Genomic DNA, 15,968 nt, shown 5'->3' with positions numbered 1-15,968 from the left:
GCGGTTTAGAGGTCGAATTTTCTCTTAGTGTGTTCTAAGGTCTCACTTCGATAACTAGTACCGGTTGCAACCGGGTTTTCCGAAGAACCCGAGTTGTGGCCCCGGCTGACAGGGGGTGTGAATTATGGGGACGCAGGCAACTGCGCTCAAGCCTTCGATGCAGTTACCGCCAGATGCACCGCGGCCCGATTTCCGGTGGACGGTAAGCCTGCCAACGACCTGGCGCATCATCGATCTGAACCCGGCTCGCACAGACGCTGTGATTAGCAATTTGCTTCGCGACGATGACCTGGTTCCGGGTGCACGCTTGAAGCGCAGCCATCAACGCGAAGTCAAGCAACAGATGATGGAGATGGCAACCCAGGCACGCGATGCAGGAAGCGTGCTTGCGCTGATTCTTCCCGGCGTTTTAGACGACACGGTCACCGCGGTAACACTGCTCATGCGCTGGGTCGATTCAGCCCCGACAAGCGCCAGTGTGCTCGGAGCGCAGAAACAGCTCGGTTCTCCCGAAGACTCAACCGTGGAGAAAACGAACCAAGGCGATCCATATTTGCTCTTCCACTCGCAGATGGAAGGTGGCCCGATCACACAGCGACGCACCCTTTACACGCATCAAGCGTTTATTCCGGCCCCCGGCACCACGTGGACGCTTGTGGTTTCCGCGACCGCGCCGAGCGCCGAGTCAAGCGACGGTGTCGAAGCAATCGTGCGACGTGTCGCCGCCAGCTTCGCCGTCGTCCCGGACGACACGCAGCTTACTTTCAATAATGATGACGATGCCGACGGCGCTAGTAGTGCTCAGACACCCTTTTCTCGGGTATGGCTGTCGGAGGAAGGTGAAGTGAACAATGCCCGGTAGTGACCATTGGCAGGTACCGGTTGCGCGGTTGGCGTCACTGGAGAAGACGATGTCGGACATTGAGTCGCGTGTCTCTGCTGTAGAAGATGGTGCTGATGATCTCAGCAACGCCGATGAAATCCACGGTGAGCGGATGGTCGAGGCTGTCGAGGCCTTCCTGCGGGAGTGGCGTCAATCTCGTCGAACATTGCTGAAGAACGTGACGCTGCTAGGTGAGGCCTCAGCCACGATCGCGACAGCCGTTGAAGGACACGACGAGGAAATCGAGGGGTCTTTGAAGGAGATGGCCAACAGCATCCGCCCTGAGGCTCAGGGATAGCTCCATGGCAGACATGTACGCCTTTACGACGAGCGTCGCGGATTCCGCATCCAAAGACATTAACCGGGTCAAGAGCCGGATTCTAGAGATTATTGAATCGATTGACTCGAGCATGCAAACGCTCAGCGAGGAATGGACCGGTTCAGAGTACGAATCCTACGAGGAGATCCTGATGCAGTGGCAAAAAGGTGCTGCCGGCGTCGCAGGCATCCTCACCCATGTCGCCTCCGCGTTAGACGCGATTAACGAGTCAAACAGCGGAGTGCGCGATGAGATCCAGACGGCACTGGACGAGATCAAGTAGAAGCCCGTGAAAGGGAGCTGAAAATGACTATCTACCAGCCAGCCACAATCGCACAGCTGGCGAGAGGAGAACCACTCACTTCTCGTCGCCACAACCTCCCCCGTAGCACCAGTAGCCGAAAGGAACACTAGGAACAATGTCGCAATCCAATGAACTGTCGGTTGAGCACTCAGCCGTTGCTACCCACATCTCTTCCCTGCAAGAAAACCACACTCAGCTCACGGATCAGGCGAAGCAGTTCATCACCGCAATTGAACCGCTCAAGAACTCGTGGAAGGGCGCCTCCGTTGGGGCATGGGAAAACATGACCAACGCTTGGAGCGAGAACATGGAGATGATTAACCAAGCGCTAGGGACCCTCACCGGTCGCGTCGACGATGCCGGTCAGCAGTACCAGTCCGGCGAGCAGGAGCAGACTGACGAGCTCCAGCAAGCATTCGCGGGAATGAACTTCCAGTCCGGCCCGATCCTGTAACTCTCACTCTGTAAAGGAAGCACCCACTATGTCTATTTATGCCTACAACCGCGCAGATGCCGATGCTGCAGCGGAAGATCTTCACCGCGTGATGAACTCGATTGAATCGACCCTGGGTGTCATGGATTCGGACATCCAAAAACTCGCCGCGGGGTGGGAAGGTTCTGAGCAGGAGCAATACCGAGGTGTCCACGGGAAGTGGTCCACCGCTGCGGAAAATATCAAAGTGATCCTGGGCCAGGTGCGCGCTGCGTTGGATCAAAACACGGCGAGCGTGTCTGAGACCCGCAATCGCGTCGCGCGGACCATCGCTGGCGAATAAGCCGCGCACCTATTAAATCCACCACCCTCTCCCACTTCAGTCCGTTACGGCGCAGTAGAAAACCCCGTCGCCGGTAACGGGTTGACTCTTCGCTTTTCGGTTGCTCATCGCCTCATTACAGAAAGAATTGTTGGAGCTATGCCCGCGTCATTCCTCCCCCCTTTTGAAACGTTTTACGACGCTTATTTCAAGCTCGGCGGTTCGCCTTCTGCGCTGACTCGAGCAGCACAAAAGTGGCGCGAGTTCGGCAATGCCGCCCAAACCGCGTCCGATGATCTGCAGGCGATTAACAACGGCGAGTTCCTTGGCTCCGAAGGTGAGCGATACAAGAAACTAGTGAACGATGACTTCCCGGATCACTTGGCGATAACGAGCAGGGCACACCTGGGCGTGGCGGAAGCCATTGAAGAATACGCAACCGACTTAGCGGCTCGCATTCGGAACATGGACCAGCTTGAATTAATCGCGCGCGCCCATCACACCGACGTCAATCTTGCCGCCCAAGCAGTCAATGATGCCGAGCTTGCAGTGCTCGCCGCACCTACGTTAGAAGCAAAAGCCGCTGCAGAAATGAAGTTGGCAGCTGCGTGGTTGGACTACAACGGGAAAGTCACACTTTGGGAACGCGACTTAGAAGGTACAGACGAAATTAAAAGGGTGCTGAGCTCAAACGTTGACACCCACACCGGCACCATCAAGGCGCAGGAGAAAAAGGCTTTCGAGCCGAACCCCAACGCAGCAGTTCAGTTTTGGAACAACGTTAAGGATTTCGCCCACGAACACGCTGACATCCTGAAAAAAGTCGCTGCGGCGCTGTCTGTTATCGGAGGAATTCTGGCAGTGTTCACACCGGTCGGCTGGATCGTCGCCGCTGTCGCAGTCGGGATCATGGCCCTCCTCGCTGCCAGCGGCGCAGGCAGCTGGCTCGATGTTGCAGTAGAAGTCGCGTTTATGACGCCAATAGGCTTGCCCGGCAGAGCCATCAGAGCGGGATTAAAAACCACTTCGGCGGGTGCCCGGATGATGAACGCTGGGTCCAAAGTAGTGAGCGCCGGCTCCAAGGGGCTTTCGACGGTCAAGAACGCATCTATTCAAGCCGCGAAAGCCGCCTCGCGACGCTCCACAAACGCAGTGAAAGCAATCTCCGACCACGACTTGGTGCGATCATTTTACAACAGAGTGAGTATCGGAAAGCCTCAGTGTACCGGCGGTGATCCTATCGATATGGCTACCGGCACCATGGTGGATTTCAGAACCGACGTGTTCATCGACGGTGTCCTGCCGCTAATTGTCGACCGCAATGCTAACTCCAACCATGAACTTGGGCGCGCGCTGGGGCCGAGGTGGGTCTCCACCATGGATGTGCGCATCGAGATCTGCGAGAACGAAGTGCTCATGCTCGCCCCCGATGGTGCCTTGCTTACTTTCCCGCCCGCACCAAACGACGGGTCAGAAGTGCGTGCTGACGGTAGGCCTTGGCTGATGTCATACGCCGACGGGGCCTACCGGGTGCGCAACATCGCCGCGGGAGTAACTCACGTATTTCGCCTCTTTGACATCTCCCCAAGTGCAGCCAACGATGGCCAACTCGGTGTCCCCGATCAATCTCCCTCCCTCGGTGGGTCGTTTGTTGCAGCGACCATTCCAACCGGATCATTGGCCGACACTTTCGGCACGGGGATCGAAGTCGGCTTGTCTGCCACGGTGCACCACACGGGCGCTTCGATCGAATACACATGGAACACCGCCACCGGCCAAATGGTGCGGATGCGCCGTTCTGACGACACTATCTTGGACATCAGATGGGACACCGCCGTCAACAGGGTCGAGGGCATCGAGGTATCCAACCCCACCACGCACCCGGAGGATCAACCACAACGGTTGATTTCCTACGAATACGATCCTTACGGTCAACTCATCCGCGTGATCAATTCCGGTGAGGGCGCACTCCAGTACCACTACGATGACCATGGCCGGATATACGGGTGGACTGACCGCAACGGTGTCTCCTATTACTACCGTTTTGACGAGTTTGGTCGAGTGCAGGCCCAAGTCGGCACCGGCGGAATGTTCCCCAACATCCTCTACTGGGCAGACGACCACGGTGAAGACGCTCCTGTCGGCGGACAAGTCTGTGTGCTCATTGAAACCGCCGGTGAGTTCCAAGGCGACCCCCTAGCGTTAGGCGAGAGCGTGGTGAAGAATTACTTCGACCGGCTCCAACAGCTTCCGCTCTATCAAGCACTTATTGAGGGGGGATTGAAAGGTGCCGGGCTGACTGGTTGCGGACGTACCGCCGCGCGCGACGATGAATGCTGGACCGTACCCGAAGCCTGGCTGCATGATGAGCTGCTGGGCGACATCCGTCCCACGGTGTACCGCTCCACTCCCGCAGGCGATGTTTGGCGCCTCATCACCCCTGAGGGAGGTGTTGAAGACACCACGCACAACCAGTATCACCAAAAGACGTCGATCACGAACGTTGCTGGTGCCACCACCGCGTACACCTACAACGCTGACGGCGTGCTAGTTGCCACGGATCAGGACGGGCTGCGCTCCTACATCGAGGCAGGCACGTGGGGCCAACCTGTACGCATCGTCGACACAGACGGACAAGTCACCGAATGCGAAGTCGACGCATTCGGAATGACCCAATCAATCACAGATCCCACAGGCGCGGTCACCAGCTACGCCTACGATCTGCGCTCAAGCGGCATCGTTGCGGCATCTGCTACTTACCCCGACGGCACCACCGAAGATATTGACAGCGACGATGCTGGTCGGATTTGCGCTGTCACCGACGCTGCCGGGAGGCGCACGAGCTTTACCCGCGACGTGCGCGGCCTGGTGGTTGAATCCATCGATCCCATCGGTGAAAGCAAAACCATCGAGTACTCCCCCGAAGGCTGGCCCACCGCAATCACCCACCCCGATGGCACCACTATCACCGTCTTATACGACGGCGAGGGCAACCGAATTGCCACCACCAACGAAATCGGGGCCACAACCACCACCGACTACACCGTCTTCGACAAACCAATTGCCATAACCGACGCGACCGGTGCTACAACCCATCTGGAATACAACACCCAGATGCAACCAGTGCGTGTGACAAACGCTGATGGCAACACCTGGTCGTATATCTACGACCTCGATGGCATGCCCGCAAGCGAGGTCGACTACAACAACATAGCTACCACCTACACCATCAGCGCCGACGGCTTAGTCACCACATTGACTACCCCAGCCGGCACAACGACCCACACTCGCCACGCCGACGGACGCACTGACACGATTACCGACGCGCTCGGTACCACCCGCTGCTTCTACACAGATACAAAACGCGTCGCCCGCATCGAAGGCCCACAAGCCACGATCGACTACACCCGCGACACCTATGGTCGCGTCACAGCTGAAACCGTCACGCTGCCGAGCGGGGAAGCCACCACGCACGAATTCAGCTATGCCCACGCAGGGCACATCACCGAGCAACACCTCACCCTCCCCCTCGGCGGTACCTTCACAACCGGATACCGCCACGATGAAGCCGGCGCAATCACCGCAACGACCCACACCCACGCCCCAGACGGATCAACAATTGCCGAGCCGCTAGCCGAGTTGACCTACGGTGTCGATGCCCGCGGCCTTCGCAACCAGCTCAGCACCGGATCGCTCATCCGCACACTGACTTCCGACACCCGCGGGCGAACCACCGCCGACACACTCACAGCGCTCGATTCCGCTACCGACGGCGGAATCCGCACCGTCTCCTCGCGCATGTTCACTTGGCGCAGTGATAGTGCCCTCGAATCCGTCACCGACTATCTTCGCGGCGCGACCACATACACACTCGACATCCTCGGGCGCGCCACTGGTTTAAGGCGCAACGCAGGCCCCAACAACACACCCGCCGCGTTGAATGATGCCGCGAGGGGTGAAGAAACCTACGGGTTCTCCCCCGCCGGCGTGCTCAACATCATGGATACCCCTGCCACGCCACGCATCACCGAGACGACCTACAGTGCCACCTATAGAGTAGGTGCCCCGCGTCCGGTGTCGAGGTCGACGGAGCAAGACAATCGCGTCGAATTCGATGGCACAATGCCCACCCGTGTTGGGCGCACCACGTACACCTACGACGCAGCAGGCCGCGTCACCCGAACCGTCACGAAACGCATCGGTAAAAAACCACTGGTTCACCACTTCTACTACGCCACCGGTGCACAACCCATCGGGTTTACAACTTCGGATGAACCTGGTGTCGGCTATCGCTACGTCTACGACCCATACGGACGCCGAGTCGCAAAGGAGTTAGTCGATGCCTCCACCGGTGACGTCCTTACTAGGACCGTCTTCGCTCACGCTGGCGACCGACTCATAGCCGAACAAACCACCTACGACGCATGGGTTCCCGACTCCGCAAACTCGAACGACAGCACCCTCGGCAATTCACGGACCGTCCACCGGGTTGGTGCCGGATACGTGTGGATCCATGATCCCGCAACCGGTGCTCTCATCGGTCAAGTCACCCTCACGCCAACTAGCAACGCCCCGACGGACGGCAGTCCCGCCGGTCAGTCTCATGTATCAATTTATGGGCAGTTCATGCTCATCATGGCTGACCTCGCGGGCGCACCCCAAGAGCTAGTCGATCCCGATACCGGCACCGTCGGTGGCTATGCCACCCAAACCCTTTACGGAATACGCACCTGGCACGGCGAGCACACCTCTCCGCTGCTTCACACCGGGCAATATCTTGACGTCGAATCAGGCTGGGCCTACAACCGATACCGCTACTATCACCCCCACGCTGGCAGCTACAACGCCCAAGATCCCCTCGGTGTCACACCACGCTTGGCATCGGCGCAAGGCTACGTTGACCACGCAGCACACTGGGTGGATTTCCTTGGCCTGTACTCCTACCACCAGGTGGATTCACCACTTGGCCGCCCATCCGGTGTACATGGGCCGGTTTTTGACAATGGCCAATTCTTCGTCCCTAAGTTTGACGTGAGCATGTCTAGGACACCTGAGGTTGCAGAAACCCTGAGGAAAGGAATTGAAGAAGGCCAACCGACCCTTCTACAGCGAACCGAAAACGAGAGACTTAAGAATCGCAATAGGGCGGCCGCCATCAAGAATTTCGTACGCAGAAAAGGGGTAAGCCCGGACGAGTTCCCATATGCATCTACCTATCAAGGCGGGGAGGGGGCTACGGTTCATGGCGTATCCATTTTCGCGCAGCGCCAGCAGGGTGGAATGCTCTCGAGCTTTTATCAGAATAATAACCTCCGTGACCGCGACTATTTTCTGGTCAGGCTTGTTGATTGAAGGGTTAGACTAGTTAAACTATGGAAACTTTCGACGTTAAATGCGAGCTTTTTCACTACGTGTTCATCATCTACGGTGACTCCGACTATCCAAACGACCTCGACTGGACGAAAAGCCAAGTACTTGCAACCGCTCCTGCCGCACTCGCGGTCGGCTGCCCCTCAGACGATCCAATCAGTGCGAAATTCGACGCAACCTTCCACATCTCCGAAGACTATCTTGAGTGGGATGACGCATTTTTCGCCCACGCAATCGAGGTGGACGAGAAAGGATTCGAAGTCGTGGATGCAGTCAGCACGACAACCGAATCCGACAAGGGGGTTGTTGGTCTCGTCTTCATGCTTCCCTGGAAAGGGTCAACCGCGTTTCAATTCCGCGCACCACAAGGATTCGTAGAAGACGGAGACGGCAACTCCGTCCCCGTCACAGTTGAAGTCCTAGTCACGCCCGCGCCCGCGAACTTCAACACCAGAATGGAGCTTCAATGAGTAGGCCAAATCATGGCCATCCGCAGAAGGTAGATGGCGCTAGGTTTAGGACATAACAATGTCGGAAGTTGTTTGCACGTGGCGGCGCGCACAAAAGGATCTCGACGCAACTGCGCAGGAAGCTGCATCAATTTTCGAGGCGATGCAGCGAGTGCATCCGACGTTCAACGAATGGTTCCACAAGGGTTTCTCGCGCGCCGATGCAGATCGGATCTTTGAGACTTCAGTCGACGCACTACGAACCGAAGTCGAAAAAGGACAGATCGGGGACCCCGACCTTGGCTGTTCAATCGCTGCCTGGTCGCCAGCGGAACCGGGGCGAAGCATCAGCTTGAACCTTAACGTCGCTCCAGAGTGGAGGACGTGTAATACGGTCAATCTGCGTTTGCAGTCTGGCCTGCCAGATGGGCCGTTGCCTTTCGATGAAGACGTGTGCTTGGAGCTGTTCGAGAGCTTGATCGACACTATCCGGCCGGATCGTGCGATATGGACCTGTCATGCTTGGAAGTCGTCTCTCTACGGCCCGTTCGAGAAGTCCGCAGGATGGCTTACCTACGTAGCGCACCCATTCGACACCGATCAACTACCGAAATCAGCCACACATCGCCCGCTTGCCGACGGAACGCTCATCACCGCAGCCAAGACACCCGAACTCGTAACGGTCGAAGACCTCGAAGTCATCCGCACCGCAACCGCACCAGCGTAATAACGGACACAGGGAGCCAGCTTCCGCTGGCACTGACAACCGTCGAGCTGTGGCTGCGATTCACCACACCCACGAAAATGTCTTCGCGTCGACAGCGTCGACTGGCTCGGAGACTGTGAAGCGCCTCGGTGGGCATAGCGGCCCACAGCCGGAGATCACTTTCTTTGGGGCGAACTCTCATGCGGCCTATGGCAATAAGATGCACAAGGCCTATAGCGCGGAAAAGAAGGCCGCGGGTTATGTCACGAATAGTGGTTTGCCCGACTCGAGGGGGAGGTTGCGGCCCGATGCATACAAGATGAACGGTAGATACATCGCTGAGGTTCGAGAATACAAGCCTGACTCGCCGTCTGGCCTCGCGCATGGACGCAAGCAGCTCCGGGCTTACGTCGACTATTCGGAAAAATACAATCGCGCCATCGCAGCAGAAGCAGGTCCGACTGTAGAGCCTCCTAAACTCAAATGGTATCTCGACGAATACCCAAGCAACCCCACAAAGAAGAAATAGGAGTAATCGTGGCAACTACCAGGAAAGCCTTCATCCAAACGCTCGAAGCAGCGATCGAGGAACACTTCGAACCAATCAGCCGCAGATACAGCTGGGTGACACGCTCAGGCGAATTGGTGTGGATGATAGCTCTTGATGAAGATCCAGGCCGCCCGTGGTTTGGATTCAAACCTGTGCGTTACGCACACCGTGATTGGGTAGCCCCCGATATGAACAATATGGCGTGTGGTGCGATCGTTGATGATGAACCCGTGATCCCAGTATTCGACGACTCTTACGCACTGGACTACTCCGCCATCCCTGGCCCACCGTTTGAAACCTTCTTCGACTCTGGCCTACCTCACCGCGACCGACGCTCCACCCCAACGAGTGACCCACGTTTTCTAGACCTTGCAACCCGCAAACACGACTACGAATTGTTCTTCCGAAACCTGAAAACGAACCTGGGTAAATTTCGCACCCTGGAAGACATGACCAACTACATGATCCAAACACGCCCAGGGGTCACCCGCGAGGCGATAGAAGAGTTCTACCAACAACGGCGCCAAGCGATGCAAACCTGCAACCGTTAACCACGTTGAAAGACACCAAAGAGTTTCCCAGTTTGTAAAGGAAGAAGTGAAGCCCGTCGAGTCTTGGAGGATTCATGGATTTCGGATTGCAGCCGCCTGCAGGCTTCGAGCTCGGCCATACGCAGGAGTATTACAAGGCGAAACTGCCGAGGTTTCATGTCACGGATGAGCCTTGGGGCAAGACGTTCACGGGCGGAATAGTGGAGTCGTTCGGTCAATCGGGGACCGTTTCAGGAGGGTTCGACGGCGATGTGGTGACTGCGTTGGCGATCGGGATCAGTGAAGACTCCACCCTCTGCGGCGTCCCGCTGTTCCAGCCGAGGGTGTCCGATTGTTTGTGTGCGGGGGCTTGGTTTACAGGTAGTCCGCGAATCGGTCGGGGTATGCCACGGCTAGTTGGTTGATGGCTTGTTTCCACCCGGTGGCTTTCGCCCCTTCAATATAGCCGTTGCATTCGATTGCCCGTTTTGCCTTCTTCGCCCGCTGGGCGGCGCGTTTGTCTTCGATGTTGCAAATCATCAACCACAGCGTCTTCAGCGCCGCGGTGTCGTTCGGGAACTGGCCCCGGTTGCGGGTAGCTTTGCGCAGTTCAGCATTGAGCGATTCGATCGCGTTCGTGGTGTAGAGCACCCTCCGGGCCGCTGGCGGGAACTGCAAAAACGGCACGAACTGCTCCCACGCATCACGCCACACCTTCACCGACTGCGGGTAGCGGCGCCCTAGCTCAGAGGCTTCGAACGCGTCCAGGGCGGCGCGGGCGGTGTCCTCGTTCGGTGCGGTGTAGACCTCCCGTAACGCACTCGATACGGGTTTGCGGTCTTGGTAGGACACCCACCTGTTCGCAGCCCGAATCAGGTGCACGATACAGGTTTGCACCATCGAGTTCGGCCAGGTTGCCTCCACCGCATCGGGTAAGCCTTTGAGCCCGTCGCAGCAGACGATGAACACGTCTTGGACCCCACGGTTGGCAAGGTCAGCGCACACGGACGCCCAGAATGCGGCACCTTCGTTACCGGCGATCCACAACCCAAGGATGTGTTTGATGCCGTCCATGTCGACACCAACGGCCATGTAGCAGGACTTGTTGACCACGCGGTTACCATCGCGGATCTTGATCCGCAATGCGTCGAGAAAGATCACCGGGTAGAACTCTTCGAGCTGTCGGTTCTGCCACATCATCACCTCATCGAGTACCGCGTCGGTGATCGTGCTGATCGTATCGGGGCTCATGTCCACCCCGAGGGTGGTTGCGAGGTGGTGCTGGATGTCTCGCACTGTCATCCCGCCCGCATACAGGGAAATGATCATGTCATCAAGCTCAGTGAGCCTGCGGGCCCCCTTTGGCACCATCTGCGGGGCAAACGTCCCCGCCCGATCCCTTGGCATGGTTACTTCCAGCGGGCCGTAGCCAGAGTCGACGGTCTTGGTATACGACCCGTTGCGGTGGTTATCCTCACCGCGGGTGTCAACCTCAGCTTTGGCTTTGCGGTCAGAGTGCTCATAGCCCAAATGGGCATCCATCTCCGCCTGTAGACCGGCATTGATCGAGGCCTGTAAAAGCCCCTTGACCAGCTCGCTGGCATCGTCGGTGGAGGTGGACAGCTCCCCGATGAGCTTGGCGAGCTCGGGGTTATCCATCAGCTTCTCGCTGATCTCATTGACCCTGGCCGGGTCATGGCTTTTCTTCGGTGACACCGTAGTCATTATCGGTGAAACTCCTTCAGATCAGAGCCTCACACACAAAACTCCTGACACCCTCCACATCTCCGAAGACCATCATGACTGGGATGACGCATTTTTCGCCCACGCAATCGAGGTGGACGAGAAAGGATTCGAAGTCGTGGATGCAGTCAGCACGACAACCGAATCCGACAAGGGAGTTGTCGGCCTGGTTTTCACCCTCCCCTGGAAAGGGGCAACCGCGTTCCAATTCCGCGCACCAAAAGGATTCACAGAAAACGGAGACGGCAACCCCGTCCCCGTCACAGTTGAAGTCCTAGTCACGCCCGCGCCCGCGAACTTCAACACCAAATTGGGACTTCAATGATTAGGCCAAATCATGGCCATCCGCAGAGGGTAGATGGCGCTCGGTAAAGGAAATATCAATGTCTGAAGTTGTTTGCACGTGGCGTCGCCCGCAAAAAGATCTCGACGCAACGGCCCACGAAGCAGCCTCGATCTTTGAAGCACTGCAGCAAGTTCATCCGACGTTTCACGAATGGTTCCACAAGGGCTACTCACGCGCCGAAGCAAATCGGATCTTTGACACTTCCGTCGACGCACTACGGGCCGAAGTCGAAAAAGGGCAGATCGGCTCTCCAAAACTAGGTTGTTCAATCGTCGCCTGGTCGCCAGCAAAACCAACACGGAGCATGCGGTTGAAACTCAACACCGCTCCAGAGTGGATAACGTGCAATACAGTCGATCTGCGTTTGCAATCTGCTCTCCCTGACGGGCCATTGCCATTCGAAGAAGACGTGTGCCTACAGCTACTGGAAAACTTAATCGACACCATCCGACCGGATCGTGCGATATGGACCTGCCGTGCTTGGAATTCGTCCCTCTCCAGCCCAGTGCTTGAGAAATCCGCAGGATGGCTCACCTATGTATCCCACCCCTTCGACACCGAACAACTACCGCAATCGGCCACACATCGCCCACTCGGCGACGGAACGATCATTGTTGCAGCCGAGGCACCCGAACTCGTAACAGTCGAAGACCTCGAAGTCATCCGCACCGCAACCGCACCAGCATAAAAACGTGCCCGGGGAGCACGCTTCCCTCGGGAGCCCTCTGGCGCACTCGCTGGGGGCAGTCAATGGACTGAAATCAGCCGCACCCTCGGACTTTGAGGGAGTTCATGCTCGGCCCCGCGAAGGTGCGCTAGTTCTCCTCCACCTTGGTCAACACGACTTCGCGCTCACCTTCGGCACCGCCAGCCATGTCCATTTGCGCGTCGTTCGGCACGAGCGTGATGGTGTCGCCGTCGTGAACATACTTCATCTCGTCAATCTCCGGATCGCCGGTGGCAACGTCGCCAGTCGCGCGGATGACCTCCTTATCACGGTCCACTTCGCAGTCCATCCGGGTATCCGCACCGAAGACACCGCTAATAGTCTGCTCGCAAGTCTCACCCTCGATCTTGAGCTTGTAGGTGACAATCATGTCTTCGCGGCTGTAGCCCATCTGCTCCAGCGCCTTCAGGGCCTCTTCTTCCTCCGGCGTGCTGGTCTCGGCGAGGTCGATGTCGGCTTGGTAGGTGCCGTCGAGGCTTTCGGTACCGCAGCCGACCAGAAGCGCGGACGTAGCGAGGAAGGTAGCGGCCAAAGTCGTGGTCTTGCGCATGGCAATCCTTTCAATCGGGCGTTCGGGCCGCAGATAAGTCTAGCTACCCCGGCGCCTACCACGCCGCGTGGCGGTGCCACGTGGAAAAATCCTCGGCCACCGTCGCCGCGAGCTGCTGGTACGCTTTCTTCGTCGTCGGGTGCAGGCGCTCCAAGTCCACCACTGCCCCCTCCGCGAGGTGCCGGTCGTAGGCAATCGCATGCACCGCCCGGGTCCTCGAGGCGAAGTGTTCCGCAAGCTTGGCGGTGTCAATCGTCGGCTTGCCCGGTGCAGACGAGGAGACCACCACAACGCAATTGGCCGCTAACCAGTCGTAGCCGTGCAGGTTCAACCGGTCCAGGGTCGCGGACGCCGACTGCGCACCATCCAGCGCTGGAGATGTCACCAGCACGAGCGCGTTCGCCAGATCCAACACACCCGCCATCGCCGAATGCATGAGTCCCGTGCCACAGTCGGTGAGGATGACGTTGTAGTGATGCTGGAGGATGTCAACGGATCGTCGCCGACGTCGGGCCAACCGCCCGCTGGGCCAAGGTCCCCAGGTCCGGGTTCGCATCGACGGCCACCACCCGGTCACCGCGAGTCTCGGCGAAGATCCCGCCGAGCGCCACCGTGGTCGTTGTCTTGCCCACGCCGCCTTTCAGACTCATCACCGCAATGCGGTAGTCGTCACGCAACGGCGTCCGAGTTCCTTCGCCGACCCACCAGGATTCACCCGGCCACCGCTCGCCGAGTGCACGAATTTCCGCCGCCCCCGCTTCGGCGGTGCCGCTACCGGATCCACCAAGTTCGATTGATCGAGCGCAGCCGGCCCCAAAAATCCCCATTTTTGTGTGCGGGCATCAGCCTAAATCATTCACTCCATGCTCGCAGTACAAGAACTTTTGCTTGTCGACGGCCGTGCCGTCCCGTGCTTCCCTACTTTCCCGTAACTTACCGTTGCGTAGGTTATAGTGATCAAGAAGTTTTTTCAGTGAAACTAAGCGCGTCGTGCGCGGTAAAGGAGACCCATGGGAGCGTTCGAGAGCAAGGCCTGGATCGAAAACTACGCGGAATGGACCGACCCGTACCCGGACCTTGGCAGCGACACCTTGGTCAGCATGTTCAACCAGATCGTCGCTAACTCGCCAAAGAACAAGGCGACCTGGTTCATGGGCAAAGAACTCACCTACGGAGAACTCAACGAGAAGGTGAGTAACGCTGCCGCCGCCCTCGTCGGCATTGGGGTCCGTTCAGGCGACCGAGTTGCCGTCGCGCTGCCGAACTGCCCGCAACATGTCATCGCTGTCACCGCGCTCCTGCGCATCGGCGCGACCGTCGTGGCACACAACCCGCTGTACACGTCCTACGAGCTCAAGAGCCAGTTTCTCGACCACGGCGCGAAGGTGGCCATCGTCTTCGACCGTGAGGCGGACACCTTCCTCAAACTGCGCGAGGACACGCCGCTGGAGACCATCATCACCGTCAACATGATCGATGAGATGCCGCTGCGCCTGCGCACGGTGCTGTCGATTCCGCTCCCGCCAATCGCCAAGAAGCGCGCCGAGCTCTCCAAACCGGCTCCGGGCACCATCGCCTGGAAAGACTTCCTCTCCGGCGCAAAGGGCAAGGTGCATGGGGCGAGCGTCACTCAGGACACCGTCGCGTTCATCCTCTACACCTCGGGCACCACCGGTGAACCCAAGGGCGCACCGCTTACCCACCGCAACATCGTCGCCGTCTTGAAGGGCTGTCTGGAGTGGGTGGAAAAGTGGGGCGGCGATGTGGAAGAAAAGGTGCTTGCCGTCCTCCCGCTGTTCCACGTCTACGGCCTTGCACTGAACTACGGACTTCCGCTGACCATCGGTGCGCAGATCGTCCTTGTGCCCGCCCCACAGCCCGCGCTGTACCAGGAGGCAATCACCAAGACCCGCCCCACGGTTCTCCCGGGCGTGCCCACGCTGTACGAGCGCATCACCGACTGGGCTCTTGAAACCGGCGCTGACCTCTCCTCTATCCACTCCTCTGTCTCCGGTGCGGCGACCCTGCCCGCCGCAACCATCGAACGGTGGGAGCAGGTTACGGGCGGGCGCCTTGTCGAGGGCTATGGCCTCACCGAGACTGCGCCGATTCTGACAGTGAACCCCCTGAACGCCAATCGCCGCCCAGGTTATGTCGGCATGCCGTTTCCCAACACCGAGGTCCGCATCGCAAACCCGGACAACCCCGCCGAGACGATGCCCGACGGCGAAGCTGGTGAGGTGCTCGCGCGCGGGCCGCAGGTCTTCTCCGGCTACCTGAACAAGCCCGAAGCCAACGCCAGATCTTTCTACGAAGACTGGTTCCGCACCGGCGACATGGCCGTGATGGAACCCGACGGCTACGTCCGGTTGGTCGCCCGCATCAAGGAGATCATCATCACCGGCGGCTTCAACGTTTACCCGGACGAAGTCGAGGGGGTCATGCGCCAGCACCCGGATGTCACCGATATCGCAGTGGTTGGGCGCCCGCGTAACGACGGCTCGGAGGACGTCGTCGCCTGCGTCACCCTCCGCGACGGTGCCATCCTGGACCCGGATGGGCTCAAAGATTTCGCGCGCCAGCGGCTCACCCGCTACAAGGTGCCGCGTACCTTCTACCACTTCGAGGAGCTTGAGCGGGACCAGACCGGCAAGATCCGCCGCCGCGAGGTGCGTGACGCGCTCGCGAAGGACCTTACGCAAGCGTAGGTTTCAGCGTTGTATGGCGTAGTGTGGG

Annotated in this window: 14 protein-coding genes and 1 pseudogene; 12 read left to right on the top strand and 3 right to left on the bottom strand. The window is 58.5% G+C overall.

The window, feature by feature from the left end; translation table 11 throughout:
- Window positions 1-124: 124 nt before the first annotated feature.
- The 10 genes from CGLAU_RS01185 to CGLAU_RS01140 all read left to right on the top strand — a co-directional run bounded on the left by CGLAU_RS01185 (window position 125) and on the right by CGLAU_RS01140 (window position 9,887).
- Window positions 125-862, top strand: coding sequence for a hypothetical protein (locus tag CGLAU_RS01185; protein WP_095659114.1), 738 nt, complete (start codon window positions 125-127; stop codon window positions 860-862).
- A gap of 49 nt (window positions 863-911) precedes the next feature.
- The gene (locus CGLAU_RS01180) at window positions 912-1,181 is read left to right on the top strand and encodes a hypothetical protein (protein ID WP_157731223.1); all 270 of its coding nucleotides are present in this window, start codon (window positions 912-914) and stop codon (window positions 1,179-1,181) included.
- A 4-nt stretch (window positions 1,182-1,185) separates the two neighbouring features.
- Window positions 1,186-1,485: a WXG100 family type VII secretion target gene (locus CGLAU_RS01175; RefSeq protein ID WP_095659112.1), complete on the top strand. Its 300-nt coding sequence runs from the start codon at window positions 1,186-1,188 to the stop codon at window positions 1,483-1,485.
- Between the two features lie 136 nt (window positions 1,486-1,621).
- Window positions 1,622-1,960 (top strand): WXG100 family type VII secretion target, encoded by a 339-nt coding sequence (locus tag CGLAU_RS01170; protein ID WP_095659111.1) that lies wholly within the window; start codon window positions 1,622-1,624, stop codon window positions 1,958-1,960.
- Window positions 1,961-1,988: 28 nt separating this feature from the next.
- Window positions 1,989-2,282 (top strand): WXG100 family type VII secretion target, encoded by a 294-nt coding sequence (locus CGLAU_RS01165; protein ID WP_095659110.1) that lies wholly within the window; start codon window positions 1,989-1,991, stop codon window positions 2,280-2,282.
- Window positions 2,283-2,420: 138 nt separating this feature from the next.
- Window positions 2,421-7,613, top strand: coding sequence for a DUF6531 domain-containing protein (locus CGLAU_RS01160; protein WP_095659109.1), 5,193 nt, complete (start codon window positions 2,421-2,423; stop codon window positions 7,611-7,613).
- Window positions 7,614-7,633: 20 nt separating this feature from the next.
- Window positions 7,634-8,101 carry a hypothetical protein gene (locus CGLAU_RS01155; RefSeq protein WP_095659108.1) on the top strand — a complete coding sequence of 156 codons (468 nt, stop codon included), beginning with the start codon at window positions 7,634-7,636 and terminating at the stop codon, window positions 8,099-8,101.
- A 58-nt stretch (window positions 8,102-8,159) separates the two neighbouring features.
- Window positions 8,160-8,807, top strand: a complete 648-nt coding sequence (locus CGLAU_RS01150) for a hypothetical protein (RefSeq protein ID WP_095659107.1) — start codon at window positions 8,160-8,162, stop codon at window positions 8,805-8,807.
- A gap of 49 nt (window positions 8,808-8,856) precedes the next feature.
- Window positions 8,857-9,315, top strand: coding sequence for a hypothetical protein (locus tag CGLAU_RS01145; RefSeq protein WP_095659106.1), 459 nt, complete (start codon window positions 8,857-8,859; stop codon window positions 9,313-9,315).
- A gap of 8 nt (window positions 9,316-9,323) precedes the next feature.
- On the top strand, window positions 9,324-9,887 hold the full coding sequence (locus CGLAU_RS01140) for a hypothetical protein (RefSeq protein WP_095659105.1): 564 nt from the start codon (window positions 9,324-9,326) through the stop codon (window positions 9,885-9,887).
- Window positions 9,888-10,241: 354 nt separating this feature from the next.
- Here CGLAU_RS01140 and CGLAU_RS01135 read toward each other — a convergent pair whose 3' ends face one another.
- Window positions 10,242-11,591: an IS256 family transposase gene (locus CGLAU_RS01135; RefSeq protein WP_095658980.1), complete on the bottom strand. Its 1,350-nt coding sequence runs from the start codon at window positions 11,589-11,591 to the stop codon at window positions 10,242-10,244.
- 401 nt (window positions 11,592-11,992) lie between these two features.
- Between CGLAU_RS01135 and CGLAU_RS12200 the strand changes: the two genes are divergently transcribed.
- Window positions 11,993-12,643 (top strand): hypothetical protein, encoded by a 651-nt coding sequence (locus CGLAU_RS12200; RefSeq protein WP_157731222.1) that lies wholly within the window; start codon window positions 11,993-11,995, stop codon window positions 12,641-12,643.
- A 127-nt stretch (window positions 12,644-12,770) separates the two neighbouring features.
- Here CGLAU_RS12200 and CGLAU_RS01125 read toward each other — a convergent pair whose 3' ends face one another.
- On the bottom strand, window positions 12,771-13,232 hold the full coding sequence (locus tag CGLAU_RS01125) for a hypothetical protein (protein ID WP_095659103.1): 462 nt from the start codon (window positions 13,230-13,232) through the stop codon (window positions 12,771-12,773).
- Between the two features lie 55 nt (window positions 13,233-13,287).
- Window positions 13,288-14,049, bottom strand: a pseudogene (locus CGLAU_RS01120) (MinD/ParA family ATP-binding protein).
- A 193-nt stretch (window positions 14,050-14,242) separates the two neighbouring features.
- Between CGLAU_RS01120 and CGLAU_RS01115 the strand changes: the two are divergent.
- On the top strand, window positions 14,243-15,940 hold the full coding sequence (locus tag CGLAU_RS01115) for a long-chain-fatty-acid--CoA ligase (protein ID WP_095659102.1): 1,698 nt from the start codon (window positions 14,243-14,245) through the stop codon (window positions 15,938-15,940).
- The last annotated feature ends 28 nt before the right edge of the window (window positions 15,941-15,968 follow it).

Origin of the sequence: Corynebacterium glaucum (genome assembly GCF_002287505.1) — a bacterium.
GTDB lineage: Bacteria > Actinomycetota > Actinomycetes > Mycobacteriales > Mycobacteriaceae > Corynebacterium > Corynebacterium glaucum.
This window is presented reverse-complemented; position numbering and strand designations above follow the sequence as displayed.